Here is a 16614-nt window from a genome sequence, read left to right on the forward strand (position 1 = left end):
GCCCCGACGCGCGAAGAGGGGCCCGGCACCAGGCCGGACCCCTCTCCTCGCGTGCGCGCCCCGGGCGCTAACCCGTGGGCGAGGCGCCGTTGCCGATACCCGGATCGGGCTGGTCGTTGGTCGTCGTGGTCGGCTCGGTCTGGCAGACCAGGCCGGGGCACGGCCGACCGCTGCGGGTCGTCGTCGGGGTCGACTGCCGGGTCGTGGTCGGCTCGGTCGACGACGGCCGGTTGTCCTCGGGCTTCTTGTCCGTCGTCGTGGTGGTCGGCGGAGTGGTGGTCGTCGGCTTCGGGTCGTCGAAGGTGTTCAGCTTCGCGGGCTTCGGGAAGGGTTCGGCGGGCGTGCCCTCCAGGGCCTTGTCCATGAACCGCTTCCAGATCTGACCCGGCAGGCCGCTGCCGAAGACCGGCTTGCCGTCGGCGTTCTTCAGCGCCACGTTGCCCTCGTCGCGTCCCACCCAGACCGCCGCGGACAGCGAGGGGGTGTAGCCGACCATCCACGCCTTCGAGTTCTGGGAGGCGTCGTCGGGGAGCTCGTGCGTGCCGGTCTTGCCGGCGCACTCGCGTCCCGCGCACGGGATGTTCGAGGACTTCGGGATGGGCCGCAGCGCCTCGGTGACGTTGTCGGCGATGTCCTGGTTCTTCTTCGCGTCCGGGTCGAACGCCTGCCGGGACACGTCGACGTGCTGGTAGACGGCCTTGCCCTCGGCGTTGGTGATCTTCGAGATGAAGAACGGCTCGTGGTAGGTGCCGCGCGCGGCGAACGTGGCGTAGGCCGAGGCCATGTCGAACGGCCGCACCTGCGCCTCACCGCCGCCCAGCGCGATACCGACGTTCGGCGGGCCGCCGTTCTCGCCGACCAGCAGGTCCCGCTTCTCGCCCTGCACCTCGACCGACGCCGGGATGCCCGCGGCGCGCGCGGCGTCGGCGACCGGCTGGGTGCCGATGTCGATCACCATCTCGTAGAACACGGTGTTCAGCGACAGCTCCATGGCCTTGCGGATGGAGCACTTCTCGCCGCACTTGTTGGTCGGGTCCGACGCGTTGCGGATCGTGATGCTCGTGCCGCCGAGCTCGAACGTCTTCGGCGACCGGCCGTCGTAGGTCGAGCCGAGGCCCTTGCCCGCCTTCAGCGCGGCGACCAGGTCGAACGGCTTGAACGACGAGCCCGCTTCCTGGAGCGTGTTGGTCGCGTAGTCCAGGCCCGTGCCGTCCGCGCCGGCGTAGTACGCCCGCACCGCGCCCGTCTGCGGGTCGATCGCGGTGAGCGACGACCTCAGCTCCTTGGGCTGCGGACCCATGATGTCGGCCACCGCCTGCTCGGCCGCGGCCTGCTTCGGCGGCTCGATGGTGGTGTGGACGGTGACGCCGACCTTCTGCGCCTTCTCCACGTCCCACTCGACCTTGGCCATCTCCTGGATGACCTGCTCGCGGATGTGCAGGCGCGGCCCGCTCAGGCCGGACTGGTCGGTCAGCTCCACCGGGACCGGCATCGGCTCGGTCGTCCGGTACGACTGCTCGATCCAGCCGTGCTTGAGCAGCTGGTCCATGACGTAGTTCCAGCGCTCTTCGCGGTACGCCTGCTGCTCCGACCGGCCCGGGTTCTGGATCAGCCCCGCCAGCAGGGCGGCCTGCGAGTGGGTGAGGTCCTTGAGCTGGACGTCGCCGAAGTAAGCCTTCACCGCGGTCTTGATGCCGTAACCGCCACGACCGAAGTAGATCGTGTTCATGTACGCGGTAAGGATGTCCTTCTTGTCCTGCTGCTGGGACATCTTGTACGCGGTGACGGCCTCGGTGAACTTCCTGGACAGCGTCATGTCGTCCTGGTCGGTGGCCTCCTTGACGTACTGCTGCGTCAGGCCGGACCCACCGCTGTTCTCGCCCTTGAGCTGGTACCAGCCGGCGCGGGCGATGGCGGTCAGGTCGAAGCCGACGTTCGTCTCGAACGTCGGGTCCTCCGCCGCGAAGACGGCCTGCTTGAGCGTCTCCGGGAGGTCCTCGTACTTGACCATGCTGCGGTTCGCGTCGCCGGGGGCGATCTTGGTCATCTCCGTGCCGTCGGCGTAGAGGACCGTGATCGCCTTGCCCTGCGTGGCCGCCACGGCCTCCGGGTTCGGCACCTCGACGACCTGGTAGGCGACGGCGAACGCGACGACCGGGGCCAGCAGCATCAGGCCGAAGGTCACGTAGCTGGTGCGGCGCACGCGGCGCCAGACCTTCTTGCGGCGCACGACGCGGGCCTCCTCCTCGGTCAGCTCCTCGTCGTACTCGTCGTCGTAGAACGGCTCCAGCTCGACCTCGTCCTCGCGGTGCGTGAGGAGCTCGGGCTCGCGGGGCGTGGTCTGGTAGACGGGCGGCAGCAGGTCCGTCGGCTCCTCGCCGGGGCGCCGCTGGGGCCCACCGGGGCCCGCGGGCCTGCGCGGACCGCCGGGGCCGCCGACCGGGGGACGACCGCCGGGCGGCACGGGGCCGCCGGGGCCGCCGGGTCGACGCAGACCACCGGGGGGCGTGCTCGGCCGGCCGGGCACGCTGCCCGCGGCGGCCGAGCCGTCGGGACGCGCGCCGGGTGGCGGCGGCGGGCCACCGGGCCTGCCGCCCGGGACGGGACCGCCGGGACCGGCCGGCCTGCGCGGCGGGGGACCGCCGCGGGGGATGCCGCCGGGTGGCGTGCCGCCCGCCTGCGGGATGCCGCCGGGTGGCGTGCCCGGACGGGCGAACCCGCCCGGCGGGGTGCCGTGCCTAGGGCCGGGGCCGTCCGCCGGGGAGCGCGCGAAACCACCTGGTGGGGTGTTCGGACGCTCCGGCTGATCCCCGGCGCCGCGGCGCGGTGGGTGACCGCCGCCGTCCGGGTCCTCCCCGGTCGGCCACTGCGGCTCCGCGCCACGATGCCTGTCGTCATGCTGGTCGTTCACGAAATGGCCTCCCAGACCGGCGTGCCGTTGCACGCGGTTCGGTGGTCGTACGCCGCTGCTCCTCGCCGGAGCGGCGCCCGTGGCCGGAGCAGGTTCACTCCGCCGCGGTCCTCCTGCGCGGCTTGCGAGAGTTCAGGCCACGCGTTCCCAGGACGTATGACTGCACCAGGTGGTTCCAACTACATGTGCGGCAAACTTCGACCACGTACACGGTGAACTCCTCGAAGAGGGTCGCCATGCGGGCCAGCTCGTCGACGGTGCGGGCCGATCCGGCCGCGTGCTTGAGCTCGTCGCCGTAGACCCAGGACACGAGGGTGAGCGGTTCCTTCCGGCACACCGGGCAGGTCACATCGCTCGGTCGGCCGTGGAACTTCGCAGCTCGCAGCAGGTACGGGCTGGCGTCGCAGACCTCCATCGTGCCCACTCGGCCCGCGTAGACCTCCGCCAGCAGCGCACGGCGCTGCAAGGCGTAGTCCACGACCTGGCGTTGGGTCGACACGACGACCAGAGTACGTGCCGCCCCGACCGCGCTGATGGGCCGTTCAGGGCAGTACCCCGAAAGCAGGGGTGGCTGTGTGCGACGCGACACGTCGGCAGCGTGCGTGGATGTATCGCCCCGATATACTGACCGCACCCATCGGCTCATCTGAGCGAGGAGGTGCTACGTGCTGGAGTTCGCGGTCCTCGGCCTGCTGCACGAAGCGCCCATGCACGGCTACGAGCTGCGCAAGCGCTTGCACGAGTTGTTGGGGGCGTTCCGCGCGTTCTCCTACGGGACGCTGTACCCCACGTTGCGGAAGTTGCAACGCGGCGGCCTCATCGTCGAGGAAGTGCCCCAGGACGACTCGGCCCGGTGGGGCCGACGGGCGCGCAAGGTCTACAAGCTCACCGCGGAGGGCAAGGAGAGGTTCGCCGAACTGCTGGCCAACGCCGGACCCCAGACGTGGGACGACGACTCGTTCGGCGTCCACCTGGCGTTCTTCTCCCGGACCCCGGCCGAGATCAGGATGCGCATCCTGGAAGGCCGCCGGCGCCGCGTCGAGGAGCGCCGGGAAGGGCTGCGCACCTCGTTATCGGCCACCAGCGAGCGCATCGACCGGTACACCCGGGAGCTGCACCGGCTCGGGCTGGAGAGCACCGAGCGCGAAGTGCGGTGGTTGAACGAGCTGATCGCCCATGAGCAGGCCGAACAGCGCGAGCGGGACCAATAACCCCCCGAATACGAGCACGGAAGAACTAAGGAGGACTCGGCATGGGCGACAACCGCCGCACCGTTCGAGTGGCCATTGTCGGGGTCGGCAACTGCGCGGCGTCGCTGGTGCAGGGTGTCCACTACTACCGCGATGCCGACCCGGGCACCCGCGTGCCCGGCCTGATGCACGTCCGGTTCGGCGACTACCACGTGAGCGACATCGAGTTCGTCGCCGCGTTCGACGTGGACGCCAAGAAGGTCGGCACGGACCTGTCCGAGGCCATCGGGGCGAGCGAGAACAACACGATCAAGATCGCCGACGTGCCGCCGCTCGGCGTCACCGTGCAGCGCGGGCACACGCTCGACGGCCTCGGCCGGTTCTACCGGGAGACCATCGAGGAGTCCGACGAGCAGCCGGTGGACGTGGCGCAGGCGCTGCGCGACGCCGAGGTGGACGTGCTGGTGTCGTACCTGCCGGTCGGCTCGGAGGAGGCGGACCGCTTCTACGCGCAGGCCGCCATCGACGCCGGTGTGGCGTTCGTCAACGCGCTGCCGGTGTTCATCGCCTCCGACCCGGAGTGGGCGGAGAAGTTCCGCGCGGCGGGCGTGCCGATCGTCGGCGACGACATCAAGTCGCAGGTCGGCGCCACCATCACGCACCGCGTGCTGGCCAAGCTGTTCGAGGACCGCGGCGTGCAGCTGGACCGCACGATGCAGCTCAACGTGGGCGGGAACATGGACTTCCTGAACATGAAGGAGCTGGAGCGGCTGGAGTCCAAGAAGGTCTCCAAGACGCAGGCCGTGACCTCGCAGGTCGACCGCGACCTGGGCAAGCGCAACGTGCACATCGGCCCGTCCGACTACGTGGCGTGGCTGGACGACCGCAAGTGGGCGTACGTGCGGCTGGAGGGCCGTGCGTTCGGCGACGTGCCGCTGAACCTGGAGTACAAGCTCGAGGTGTGGGACTCGCCGAACTCGGCGGGCATCATCATCGACGCGGTGCGCGCCGCGAAGATCGCGCTGGACCGGGGCATCGGCGGCCCGATCCTGTCGGCGTCGTCCTACTTCATGAAGTCCCCGCCCGTGCAGTACTCGGACTCCGAGGCGCACGAGGCGGTCGAGGCGTTCATCCGCGGCGACGTGGAGCGCTGAGCCCTTTCGCGACGGACCCCCTGCACCGGGTGCAGGGGGTCTTTGCGCACGTCAGCGCTTGGACAGCCGCAACGACTGCCACGACCCGTCGGCCGTCCAGCCGCCGTCCACGGGCAGCGCCACGCCGTTGACGAACCCGCTGCGGTCCGGGTCGGCCAGGAAGGCGACCGCCTGCGCGATGTCGTCCGGGACCGCGAACCGGCCCATCGGCACGTGGTCGGTGATGTCGTCGTCGCCGTAGTGCCCGCCCGCCTGCGACTCGACGTCCATCTCGGTCTTCACCCAGCCGGGGCACACCGCGTTGACCCGCACCCCGCGCCCGCCCCACTCCACCGCGAGCGTGCGCGTCATCCCGATCAGCCCGTGCTTGGTGGTGTTGTAGGCGGCCCGGTCCGCCACGCCGCGCAACCCGGCCACGGACGCGATGTTGACCACCGAACCCCGCCCGCGCGCCAGCATCACCCGGCCCAGCGCCTGCGTCAGCAGGAACGGCCCGGTCAGGTTGACCGCCAGCATCCGCTCCCACTGCTCCAACGACGTGTCCTCGAACGGCACGATCCCCGCGATGCCGGCGTTGTTGACCAGCACGTCGACCCGCTCGCCGACCCGTTCCACCGCCCTGGCCACGTCGGCGGGCGACGACACGTCCCCCACCACCCCGCCCTCGGTCTCGACGAGGTCGAACCCGACCACCTCGTACCCGTCCCCCCGCAACACCTCGGCCACCCGCGCCCCGATCCCCTGCGCCGCCCCGGTGACCACCGCAACTCGTCGCTCCATGGCCTGAACGCTAGGGCCTGGGCAGCGCCGCGGGCAGGGCGGAGAGGGTGGGCAGGACCGTGACGTGGGCCAGCACGGCCGGGTCCGGGGGGAAGTGGGGGTTGGGGACGGCGTAGACGGTCATGCCGGCGGACAGGGCGGCGCGCAGGCCGTTGGTCGAGTCCTCCACGGCGGCGCTGCGGGTGGGGTCGGCGCCCAGCTTCGAGGTGGCCAGGAGGTAGACGTCCGGCGCCGGCTTGCCCGCGCCCGCCTGCTCGCTGGAGATCGCCACCGGCACCACGTCGGTCAGGTCGGTGGCGGCCAGGAAGGACTTGATCAGCACCGGCGGGGACGAGCTGGCGATGGCCACCGGGTAGCGGGACGCCACCTCGCGCACGACGTCCACCGCGCCCGGCAGCACGGGCGGTCCCTCGGCGTAGCGCTCGGCCATCTCGCCGATCACGCCGGACGCCGCCTCGGCCGGGGTCAGGCGCACGCCCACCTCGGTCACCAGGTACGTCGCCCACTCCGGTGTGCTCATGCCCTGCATCGCCCTGGTCGCGGCGGGTGTCCACGTGCCGCCGTGCCGGGCGGCGAAGGCTTGGCGCACCTCGTCCCACATCCGCTCGGAGTCCACCAGCACGCCGTCGAGGTCGAACACCACCGCATCCACACCCCAGACCGTAGTGTGAGCGCACTTACTTCGCCATGCTAAGCGAAATCAGTTAGCCTGGCTAAGTGAAATTCCTCGACCAACCCCGGCAGGTGTGGGTCACGGCGTTCGCCGCGGTCATCGCGTTCATGGGCATCGGGCTCGTCGACCCCATCCTGCTGTCCATCGCCGAAGGTCTGCACGCCACGCCGTCGCAGGTCACCCTGCTGTTCTCCTCGTACCTGGGCGTCCAGGTCGTGGCCATGCTGTTCACCGGCGTCGCGTCGGCCCGCTTCGGCCCGAAGCGCACGCTCGTCGGCGGCCTGGCGCTGATCGTGGTCGCCACGGCCCTCTGCGCCCTCGCCGGCGACATCGGCCAGCTCGTCGGCCTGCGCGCCGTCTGGGGCCTGGGCAACGCCTTCTTCATCGCCACCGCGCTGTCGGTCATCGTCGGCGCGGCCACCGGTGGGCAGAAGGGCGCGATCCTGCTCTACGAAGCCGCGCTCGGCCTGGGGCTGTCCGTCGGTCCACTGCTCGGCGCGCTGCTCGGCAGCTTCTCGTGGCGCGGCCCGTTCATCGGCACGGCGGTGCTGATGGCCGTCGCGTTCGTGCTGTGCTCGGTCTTCCTCGCCAACGACGAGCCGCAGCACTCGATCCGGCTCCTCGACCCGCTGCGCGCGCTGCGCCACCCCGGCCTGCTGCGCACCGCGATCGGCTCCGCGCTCTACACCGCCGCGTTCTTCGCCGTGCTGGCCTGGTCGCCGTTCGTGCTGGGCTGGGGCGCGGTGCGGATCGGGCTGGTCTTCTTCGGCTGGGGCGCGTGCGTCGCGGTCTCCAGCGTCTGGCTCGCGCCACGCCTGGCCGACCGCTTCGGCGACCGCCGCACGACCGTCGTCGCGGTGATCGTCAGCGGCGTGGTGTCCGGCCTGCTCAACACGCTGTTCACCAGCGCCGCGATGAGCGTCAGCCCGGCGCCGCGCCCGGTGGCCAGCGCGGGCTACAACTTCCTGCGCTGGCTCGGCGGCGCGCTGGCCGCGACGTTCGTCGGCCACCTCGCCCAGCCGTTCGTCGTGGCCGCCGGCTGCTGCGTGCTCGCGGCCTGCCTGCCGGCCGTCGGCCGCACGTCCCGGCACGTCGTGCCGACCGAAGCGATCCTGGTCGGAGAGGACCTGGTGGGTTAACAAGAAGTGAACGCCGGCTTACGGTCCGTTGGTCCCAACTGACCATAGGAGGCGTTCTAGTGGTGAGACACCTTCCACTGCTGGCCAACCACTCCCCCGGACGCGCGGCCGTCACCTGCCAGTACCGCTGCGGTGACGCGTGCTTCCACGACGTGCCCAACACCTCGGGCAACCCGTACTTCGGCGACCTGGTCGACCGGCGCACCGCCATCAAGGCGGCCGTGGTCGTCGGAGCCCTCGGCGGCGCGATGAGCGCAGCCGCCACGACCGCCACCGCCGCAGCCGCCGAGCCCGAGGCGGCGGGGCGGCACCCCCTCGGCCTGGACTTCACCCCCGTCGCGCCGAACACGCTCGACGCCGTCGTCGTCCCCGAGGGCTACCGCCACGAGGTCGTGATCCGCTGGGGCGACCCCCTGTTCCCGGACGCGCCCGAGTTCGACTTCGACCACCAGACCGCCGCCGCCCAGGCCAGGCAGTTCGGCTACAACTGCGACTTCGCCGCGCTGCTGCCGCAGGACGCGACGGGCCGGACGAACCTGCTCGTCACCAACCACGAGTACACCGGCGAGCCGTTCATGTTCCGCGGCTACGACGAGGCCAACCCCACCCGCGAGCAGGTCGAGATCGCGTGGGCCGCGCACGGCCTGTCCGTGGTGCAGGTCGAGCAGGCCCGCGACGGCCGCCTCACCCCCCGGTTCTCCCGCTACAACCGCCGCATCACCGCCACCACGCCGTTCAAGCTCACCGGCCCGGCGGCGGGCTCGGACCTGCTCAAGACCTCGGCCGACCCGACCGGCACGAAGGTGCTGGGCACGTTGAACAACTGCGCGGGCGGCGTCACGCCCTGGGGCACGATCCTGTCCGGCGAGGAGAACTTCAACCAGTACTTCGCCAACGCCGAGGCGCTCGCCGACCCGCGCCTGACCCGCTACGGCGTCACCGGCACGGCCACCACCCGCAAGTGGGAGCGGTTCGACGCGCGGTTCGACCTCACCCGCGAGCCGAACGAGGTCAACCGGTTCGGCTACGTCGTCGAGCTCGACCCGGACGACCCCGACTCCACCCCCGTCAAGCACACCGCGCTGGGCCGCTTCAAGCACGAGTGCGCCAACGTCCGCCTCGCCGCCGACGGACGAGTGGTCGCCTACTCCGGTGACGACGAGCGGTTCGAGTACATCTACAAGTTCATCTCCACCGGCAAGGTCCGCAAGGGCAACGGCAAGGCCGCCCGCAGGCACAACATGACCCTGCTGGACGACGGCACCCTCTACGTCGCCCGCTTCACCGGCGACAGCCCGCCCGCCGAGATCGACGGCACGGGCCGCCTGCCGTCCGACGGCAGGTTCGACGGCCGCGGCGAGTGGGTGCCGCTCGCGTCCGGCAACCGCTCGTTCGTGCCGGGCATGACCGCCGAGGAGGTCTACGTCTTCACCCGGCTCGCGGCCGACAAGGTCGGCGCGACCAGGATGGACCGCCCCGAGGACATCCAAACCCACCCGCACACCGGTGTCGTCTACTGCGCCCTGAGCAACAACGTCGACCGGGGCAAGGCGGGCAAGGAAGGCGCGACCGAGCCGAACCCGCGGGTGAACAACAAGCACGGCCAGGTGCTGGAGCTGACCGAGCGCGGCGGCGACGCCCTCGCGCTCGCGTTCTCCTGGAACCTCATGCTGGTGTGCGGCGACCCGGCGTCGCCGGACACCTACTTCGCGGGCTACGACAAGAGCCGGGTGTCGCCGATCTCCAGCCCGGACAACGTGGCGTTCGACCGGCACGGCAACCTGTGGATCTCCAGCGACTCGGGCGGCGCGCTCCACGGCTACAACGACGGGCTCTACGCGGTGCCCGTCTCCGGGTCGCAGCGCGGTCACCTCAAGGCGTTCCTCACCGTGCCGCGCGGCGCGGAGACGTGCGGCCCGGTGATCGGCGAACGCGTCGTCACGGTGTGCGTGCAGCACCCCGGCGAGGTCGACGGCGCGAGCGCGGACAACCCGGCCTCGCACTGGCCGGACGGCGGTGACTCGCAACCGCGGCCGTCGGTGGTCGTGGTGTGGCGGGACGGACGTCGCGTCGGCGAGTGAGGCCACCGGTGTGGTCGCCCGGTGCGACCGGGCGACCACACCGCGTGTGACCTGGCCGTTCCGGTTCGGTGACGATCGAGGTGTTCGCCTCGCGTTCACCTCGAAGTCCGCTGGTGGAGGACTTGCCCTCTTACGGTCGCCCGGTTCCCACTGAGCGATCTCGGAGGTCCGCGTGTCCTCATCCACCGATCGGGGGCGGCGCCTGCTGCCCCTGCTGCCCAACCACCCCCTCGGGCGTTCGGCGGTCACCTGCAAGTACCGCTGCGGCGACGCGTGCGCGCACGAAGCGCCCAACACGTCCGGCAACGCCTACTTCGGTGACGTCGTCGGCGAAGTCGTGCGCCGCCGCGGCCTGCTGAAGGCCGGCGCGGTGCTCGCCGTCGCGGGCGCGGGTGTCGGGCTGGTCGGTGCCGGCAGCGCCGCCGCCAAGCCCGAGGTCGAGGTCGACGCCGACCTCGGCGGCGGTCGTCGCCGCGACGGCCTGAACTTCGCCGCCGTCGCGCCCAACACCGAGGACCGCGTCGTCACGCCCGAGGGCTACGACCAGGGCGTCGTGCTGCGCTGGGGCGACCCGGTGGTGCCCGGCGCGCCCGCGTTCGACTTCGACCACCAGACGGCGGCGGCGCAGGCCCGGCAGTTCGGCTACAACTGCGACTTCCTCGGCCTGGTGCCGGTCGGCCGGCACGACGAGTGGGTGCTGGTGGCCAACCACGAGTACACCTCCGAGGAGTTCCTGTTCAAGGACTGGGACGCGGACAACCCCACCCGCGAGCAGACCGAGATCGCGTGGGCCGCGCACGGCCTGTCCGTGGTGCGGGTCGAGCGCGACCGGCGCAGCGGCAGGCTCGAACCCAAGCCGGACCGGCGCTACAACCGCCGCATCACCGCCACCACGCCGTTCAAGGTCACCGGCCCCGCCGCGGGGTCGAAGCTGCTCAAGACCTCGGCCGACCCGACCGGCACGAAGGTGCTGGGCACGTTGAACAACTGCGCGGGCGGCGTCACGCCGTGGGGCACGATCCTGTCCGGCGAGGAGAACTTCAACCAGTACTTCGCCAACGCGGGCTCGGTCACCGACCCCGCCACCAAGGCGCGGCTGGCCCGGTACGGCCTGTCCGGCGCGGCGTCCACCCGCAAGTGGGAGCGGTTCGACAAGCGGTTCGACGTGGCGCAGGAGCCCAACGAGGTCAACCGGTTCGGCTGGGTCGTCGAGATCGACCCGCTCGACCCGGACTCGACGCCGGTCAAGCACACCGCGCTCGGCCGCTTCAAGCACGAGGGCGCGAACGTGATCATCGCCCGCGACGGCCGCGCGGTCGCGTACATGGGTGACGACGAGCGCTTCGACTACATGTACAAGTTCGTGTCCGACGAGAAGTACAAGCCGGGCAACAGCAAGCACGCCCGCGAGCACAACAAGAAGCTGCTCGACCAGGGCACGCTGTACGTCGCCCGGTTCACCGGTGACAGCCCGGTCGCCGAGATCGACGGCTCGGGCAGGCTGCCGGCCGACGGCGAGTTCGACGGCTCCGGCGAGTGGATCCCGCTGGCGAGCGGCACCCGGTCGTTCGTGCCCGGCTTCACCGCCGAGGAGGTCTACGTCTACACGCGGCTCGCGGCGGACACCATGGGCGCGACCAAGATGGACCGCCCCGAGGACGTCGAGCCTAACCCGCGCAACCGCCGGGTGTACGCGGCGCTGACCAACAACACCGACCGCGGCAAGGCGGGCAAGGAAGGCGCGACCGAGCCGAACCCGCGGCTGAACAACCGGCACGGGCACGTGCTGGAGCTGGAGGAGCGGCGCGGCGACAACACCGCCACGTCGTTCTCGTGGAAGCTGCTGCTGGTCTGCGGCGACCCGACCTCGCCCGACACGTACTTCGGCGGGTACGACAAGACCCAGGTGTCGCCGATCTCGTGCCCCGACAACGTGGCGTTCGACGCGCAGGGCAACCTGTGGATCTCCACCGACGGCAACGCCCTGAAGTCCAACGACGGCCTGTTCGCCGTGCCGGTCGAGGGGCCGTACCGCGGTCGGGTGAAGCAGTTCCTGACCGTGCCGAAGGGCGCGGAGACGTGCGGGCCGGTCATCGAGGACGACTTCGTGCTGGTGTCCGTGCAGCACCCGGGCGAGGTCGACGGCGCGTCGGCCGCCACCCCGCTGTCGCACTGGCCGGACGGCGGCACCTCCCAGCCCCGCCCGTCCGTCGTCGCCGTGTGGAAGAAGGACAAGGGCCGCATCTGCGGCTGACCCCGCGGTGGGGGGCTCGCTCACCCCGAGCCCTCCACCCACCCCCGCGCGAGTCGAACCTTCAGGTCCCGCGTGTCGAACGCTCAGGACCCCTGAATTCAACGCTCAGGACCGATCAGCGCTGACCTGAACGTAGAACTCGGGGGGCCTGAGCGTTCGACACTCGGGCGCTGAGCGTTCGACTCGCGCGGTTTAGGGTGCGGGTATGAGTCGACCCGTGGCGTTGGTGACCGGTGCGTCGAGGGGGATCGGTGCGGCGGTCGCACGGGTCCTCGCGCCCACGCACGACCTGCTGCTCGGCGGTCGGGACGAGGGCGCGCTGGCGGAACTGGCCGGGACGCTGGACGGCGCACGGCCCTGGCCCGTCGAGCTGACCGACCCGGAAGCCCTGGCCGCCGCCACCGCGAACCTCACCCGCCTGGACGTCCTCGTGCACAGCGCGGGCATCGCCGAGCTCGGCCCGCTCGCCGAGGCGGACGCCGACGTGTGGCGCCGCACCCTCGACGTGAACGTGGTCGCGGTGGCCGAGCTGACCCGGCTGGCGCTGCCCCTGCTGCGCGCCGCCCGCGGCCACGTCGTGCTGATCAACTCCGGCGCGGGCCTGCGCGCCAACCCCGGCTGGGGCGTCTACGCGGCCTCCAAGTTCGCCCTCCGGGCCTTCGCCGACGCCCTGCGCGCCGAAGAGGACGACCTGCGCGTCACGTCCGTCCACCCCGGACGCGTCGACACCGACATGCAGCGCGGCGTCCGCGAGCAGGAGAGCGGCGACTACCAGCCGAACCTCTACCTGACCGCGGACTCCGTCGCCCGGGCCGTCGCCACCGCCGTCCACGCGGGCGACGACGCCCACTTCACCGAGCTCGTCGTCCGCCCGCGCCCCCGCTGACCTACCGCAGTCGGGCGGCGACCTCCCGCACGCCCGCCTGCGCCTCTCGCCGGTCCACTCGCGTCGTCTCGCCGTCGGCCACGACCTGCTTGCCCGCCACCCACACGTCCTTGACCCGGCGCGTGCCCGACGCCCACACGAGGTTCGCCAGCACCTGCTCGTCCGGCGCGTCCAACCCGGTGGCGAACGCCGGGTCGTCCACGTCCACGTGCACCACGTCGCCCCACCGGCCCGGCTCCAGCGCCCCGAGGTCGTCACGCCCCAACGCCGCCGCACCGCCGCGCGTGGCCAGCAGCAACGCGTCCGCCGCGCGCATCGCCGTCGCGTCACCGGTGGTCACCCGCGCCAGCAGGGCCGCCAGCCTGGCCTCCTCGAACAGGTCCAGGTCGTCGTTCGACGCCGGCCCGTCCGTGCCCAGCCCGACCGCGACCCCGGCGTCCAGGTAGGACCGCAGCGGCGCGATGCCGGACGCGAGCTTGGTGTTCGACCCGGGGCAGTGCGCGATCCCGACCCCGTGCCGGGCGTAGATCGCCACGTCCTCCGGCGACAGGTGCACGGAGTGCGCCGACAGCACCCGCCCGCCCAGCACGCCCGCCTGCTCCAGCAACCGCGGCACGGAGCCGTGCGACGCCCGCTGCTCGACGTCCTCCTCGGGCGACTCGGCCACGTGCACCTGCACCAGCGCGCCGCGATCACGCGCCTCGCCCGCGATCTCGCCCAGCGCCTCGGGCGAGAGGATGTACGCCGAGTGCGGCCCGTAGCTCAGCTCGACCCGCTCGTCCGGCCCGAACCGCAGCCCGTCGGCGTCGATCCACCGGGTGATCGCGTCGGTCATCGGCCGCCACGGCATCCCCGGCAGGTCCATGATCGCCGCGCCGAACAGCACCCGCGACCCGGCGGCCAGCACCGCGTCCGCGAGCTGCTCGCCGTGGAAGTACATCTCCGCGCTCGTGGTCACGCCGTTGCGCAGCATCTCCACCGCGCCGAGCAGCATGCCGACCCGGATGTCCTCCGGCTTCATCCGCGCCTCCGCAGGCCACATCGCCTCGCGCAGCCAGCGCAGCAGGGGCAGGTCGCCGCCCATGCCGCGCAGCAGCACCATCGGGCTGTGCGCGTGGGTGTTCACCAGGCCGGGCAGCAGGATCCCGGTCAGCCGGCGGACCTCGCCGGTGAACTCCGGCGCGTCGGCCTCCGCCCCGACGTACGAGACGCGGCCGTCGACGACGTCGACCACGGCGTCGCGCAGGACGGTGCAGGCGGGATCGCAGGGCAGGACCACGGGGGCGTGCAGGCGCAGCGACATGCCCCGATCCTGCCGCACTCGATCGAGCTACACACAACGTGGCGGTGCACGCCTCGCGCCGTAACCCGAACAGTGGGTTTGACCTTCTGGGGCGGTGTTCACCCGCCAGGTGGACGTAATCTCCGAAACGTTGGGAGAGGTGGTGGTCCCGCTGATCCGGCGAAGGAGTGACAGTGGCTCGTAACGGTGGAAGTGGTCAACCCGGCGAGCGGCGCGGGAGGGGTGAGCCCGCGGCGGCGGTCCTGCGATCGGAGGCTGACTTCTCCGAACCGGACCTGTCCCGGGAACGCCGCTGGCTCGCGTTGTTCCTGCTGGTGCACCTGGTGGACGACCAGGGTCGGATGAGCACCGCGTACCGGCGGGTGCTCCGGCGCGCGGCGCGAACACCCGGGCACTGGGCGCACGGCCGGTCCCTGGGCGCGGTCCGGGCCGAGGTGACGCGCTGGTTCGGCGCGCAGGCGCGGCCGGACAGCGTGCCGCCGTGGGAGCGGGTGGCGAGCCTGGTGCACGCCGCCGTGCACCCGGAGGACGTGCCGGGGGTGCTGTCGACCGCCCGCTACCTGCACGCCCTGGTGACCGGTGAGCCGACCGACGAACCGCGCCCGCGCTGGCTGGACCCGGAGGTCGACAACGTCACGACGGCGATGATCGGCGGCCCGGAGTGGGCCCGCAAGCACGGCCTGCCCGTGCCCGGATCTGCCGAGCCGCAGCCGGTCGAGGCGCGCGACCCGGGGTCGATGGCGTACGAGCTGCTGTGGACGGTGGTGCGGGTGCACCGCGACGCCGAGGCGCGCATCGCCGAGCTGGAGCACCAGGTGCGGCTGCTGCACGCGGAGAACGCCCGGCTCTCCGGCGACGTCACCACCTGGCTCGGCGACTACCGGCCGACGATCCCCGACCAGGACCGCGGCCCGCGCAGCCGCCGTCCGGTCACCGACCGGCACCTCGGGGTGGAGGACCCGGCGCAGACCTTCACCTACCCGCTGCCCGCGGAGCTGCCCGTGTCACGTCCCACGGCGGGTTAGCGCTCACCCCGTCACGGGCAGGGCGGCGCGCACTTCCCAGCCCCCACCGGTGCGCGCGCCCGCGCTGAACCGCCCGCCCAGCAGCTCGACCCGCTCCCGCATGCCCACGAGCCCGTAGCCACCGGACCCGCCGACCGGCGCCGCCTTGCGCGACCGCCCGTCGTCGGCCACCAGCACGTGCACCACACCGTCCGAAACGGACACCGAGACGTCCACAGCGGACACACCCTCGGCGTGCTTGCGCGCGTTGGTCAGCGACTCCTGCACCAGCCGCAGCACCGAGCGGCCCAACGAGGGCGGCACGGACACCGGCAGGTCGAGGTGCAGCCGCACGGGCTGGCCGGACCGCTCCACCACGCCGCGCACGTCGTCGGCGAGGTCGCTGGACGCGGTGGGCGCGTCGGCGTCGGTGCCGCGCAGCGTGCCGACCAGGCGGCGCATCTCGGTCAACGCCTCGTTGCCGCTGCGCACGATGATCGGCAGCGCCTCGCCCGCCGCCGACGGCACGGCCTGCGCCGCCTGCGCGTGCACCACCATCCCGGTCACGTAGTGCGCGATCACGTCGTGCAGCTCGCGGGCCAGCGCCATCCGCTCGGCGTGCTGCGCCGCCGCCACCTCGGCTCGCACGGCGGTCGCGCGCTCCCGGTCGCGGGCCCGGAAGTACAGCCCGGTGCCCAGCGACAGCGCCAGCAGCACCACGCCGCCGACCACCTGCTGCCACGCTCCGGGCCCGCTGTAGGCGTCCGGCCAGTACCGCGACCAGTAGTCCGGTCGCACGGCCTGCGAGGCCGCGGCCACCGCGACGAGCACGACCACCGCGGCGGCGGCGCGCGGCAGCGGCGCCTGCCGCACCACGACCGCGGTGATCGCCATCACCGCCGCGGTCTCGGAGACCACCAGGCCGCTGATCGCGGGCACCATCGGCGCGACGTCGAGCACCCGCAGCACGACCGAGTTCGCGGCCAGCGCCGTGGCGGCGGCCAGCGCGGCGTCGAACGGGCGGCGCGGCGCGAGCACGGCCAGCGCGCACACCACGAGCGTGCCGGGCAGCTGCCACCAGCCCGCCTCGCCGAGCACCTCACCGCCGAGGAAGAAGAGCAGGGCGCACGCCAACGGCCACTGGCGGCGCAGCAGGGTTCGCCACCCGAGGTGAGTGCTCTCCACGGGACCTCACGGTAGGTGGTCGGGCCGCGGGGCGCGTCCGACCCCGGTCGGGTG

13 protein-coding genes are annotated in these 16614 nt (G+C 72.2%); 7 read left to right on the forward strand and 6 right to left on the reverse strand.

Features of this window, described 5'->3' with window-relative positions:
• Positions 1-67 precede the first annotated feature (67 nt).
• The gene (locus ACIQMJ_RS05560; protein WP_499759762.1) at positions 68-2911 is read right to left on the reverse strand and encodes a transglycosylase domain-containing protein; all 2844 of its coding nucleotides are present in this window, start codon (positions 2909-2911) and stop codon (positions 68-70) included.
• A 94-nt stretch (positions 2912-3005) separates the two neighbouring features.
• Positions 3006-3410 carry a DUF5318 domain-containing protein gene (locus ACIQMJ_RS05565; RefSeq protein ID WP_499759763.1) on the reverse strand — a complete coding sequence of 135 codons (405 nt, stop codon included), beginning with the start codon at positions 3408-3410 and terminating at the stop codon, positions 3006-3008.
• A 166-nt stretch (positions 3411-3576) separates the two neighbouring features.
• Between ACIQMJ_RS05565 and ACIQMJ_RS05570 the strand changes: the two genes are divergently transcribed.
• Together ACIQMJ_RS05570 and ACIQMJ_RS05575 are read left to right on the forward strand one after the other, a co-directional pair.
• Positions 3577-4122 (forward strand): PadR family transcriptional regulator, encoded by a 546-nt coding sequence (locus ACIQMJ_RS05570; RefSeq protein ID WP_499759764.1) that lies wholly within the window; start codon positions 3577-3579, stop codon positions 4120-4122.
• Positions 4123-4163: 41 nt separating this feature from the next.
• Entirely contained in the window at positions 4164-5255 is a 1092-nt protein-coding gene (locus ACIQMJ_RS05575; protein ID WP_499759765.1) for an inositol-3-phosphate synthase, read from the forward strand.
• A gap of 51 nt (positions 5256-5306) precedes the next feature.
• Here ACIQMJ_RS05575 and ACIQMJ_RS05580 read toward each other — a convergent pair whose 3' ends face one another.
• Together ACIQMJ_RS05580 and ACIQMJ_RS05585 are read right to left on the reverse strand one after the other, a co-directional pair.
• Positions 5307-6035 (reverse strand): SDR family NAD(P)-dependent oxidoreductase, encoded by a 729-nt coding sequence (locus ACIQMJ_RS05580; RefSeq protein ID WP_499759766.1) that lies wholly within the window; start codon positions 6033-6035, stop codon positions 5307-5309.
• A gap of 10 nt (positions 6036-6045) precedes the next feature.
• The gene (locus ACIQMJ_RS05585) at positions 6046-6687 is read right to left on the reverse strand and encodes an HAD family hydrolase (RefSeq protein WP_499759767.1); all 642 of its coding nucleotides are present in this window, start codon (positions 6685-6687) and stop codon (positions 6046-6048) included.
• 65 nt (positions 6688-6752) lie between these two features.
• On the opposite strand from ACIQMJ_RS05585, the gene ACIQMJ_RS05590 reads away from it, so the two are divergent.
• The 4 genes from ACIQMJ_RS05590 to ACIQMJ_RS05605 all read left to right on the forward strand — a co-directional run bounded on the left by ACIQMJ_RS05590 (position 6753) and on the right by ACIQMJ_RS05605 (position 13068).
• Positions 6753-7847: an MFS transporter gene (locus ACIQMJ_RS05590; RefSeq protein WP_499759768.1), complete on the forward strand. Its 1095-nt coding sequence runs from the start codon at positions 6753-6755 to the stop codon at positions 7845-7847.
• 62 nt (positions 7848-7909) lie between these two features.
• The gene (locus ACIQMJ_RS05595; protein WP_499759769.1) at positions 7910-9928 is read left to right on the forward strand and encodes a PhoX family protein; all 2019 of its coding nucleotides are present in this window, start codon (positions 7910-7912) and stop codon (positions 9926-9928) included.
• 172 nt (positions 9929-10100) lie between these two features.
• On the forward strand, positions 10101-12182 hold the full coding sequence (locus tag ACIQMJ_RS05600) for a PhoX family protein (RefSeq protein WP_499759770.1): 2082 nt from the start codon (positions 10101-10103) through the stop codon (positions 12180-12182).
• A 205-nt stretch (positions 12183-12387) separates the two neighbouring features.
• Positions 12388-13068: an SDR family oxidoreductase gene (locus ACIQMJ_RS05605; protein WP_499759771.1), complete on the forward strand. Its 681-nt coding sequence runs from the start codon at positions 12388-12390 to the stop codon at positions 13066-13068.
• Between the two features lies 1 nt (position 13069).
• Here the strand turns inward: ACIQMJ_RS05605 and ACIQMJ_RS05610 are convergent, their stop codons facing one another.
• On the reverse strand, positions 13070-14371 hold the full coding sequence (locus ACIQMJ_RS05610; RefSeq protein WP_499759772.1) for an amidohydrolase family protein: 1302 nt from the start codon (positions 14369-14371) through the stop codon (positions 13070-13072).
• A gap of 173 nt (positions 14372-14544) precedes the next feature.
• Here ACIQMJ_RS05610 and ACIQMJ_RS05615 point away from each other — a divergent pair, with 173 nt between their 5' ends.
• Complete coding sequence (locus ACIQMJ_RS05615) at positions 14545-15396, forward strand: hypothetical protein (RefSeq protein WP_499759773.1); 852 nt, start codon at positions 14545-14547, stop codon at positions 15394-15396.
• A 3-nt stretch (positions 15397-15399) separates the two neighbouring features.
• Here the strand turns inward: ACIQMJ_RS05615 and ACIQMJ_RS05620 are convergent, their stop codons facing one another.
• Positions 15400-16560 (reverse strand): sensor histidine kinase, encoded by a 1161-nt coding sequence (locus tag ACIQMJ_RS05620; protein WP_499759774.1) that lies wholly within the window; start codon positions 16558-16560, stop codon positions 15400-15402.
• Between the last annotated feature and the right edge of the window lie 54 nt (positions 16561-16614).

The organism is Actinosynnema sp. NPDC091369, assembly GCF_044757065.1.
GTDB lineage: Bacteria > Actinomycetota > Actinomycetes > Mycobacteriales > Pseudonocardiaceae > Actinosynnema.

What these genes read in the sequence shown, in the direction of transcription:
- ACIQMJ_RS05605 (WP_499759771.1), top strand. Translation starts at nt 12,388, where the DNA reads ATGAGTCGACCCGTGGCGTTGGTGACCGGTGCGTCGAGGGGGATCGGT.
- ACIQMJ_RS05610 (WP_499759772.1), bottom strand. Translation starts at nt 14,371, where the DNA reads ATGTCGCTGCGCCTGCACGCCCCCGTGGTCCTGCCCTGCGATCCCGCC.
- ACIQMJ_RS05580 (WP_499759766.1), bottom strand. Translation starts at nt 6,035, where the DNA reads ATGGAGCGACGAGTTGCGGTGGTCACCGGGGCGGCGCAGGGGATCGGG.
- ACIQMJ_RS05575 (WP_499759765.1), top strand. Translation starts at nt 4,164, where the DNA reads ATGGGCGACAACCGCCGCACCGTTCGAGTGGCCATTGTCGGGGTCGGC.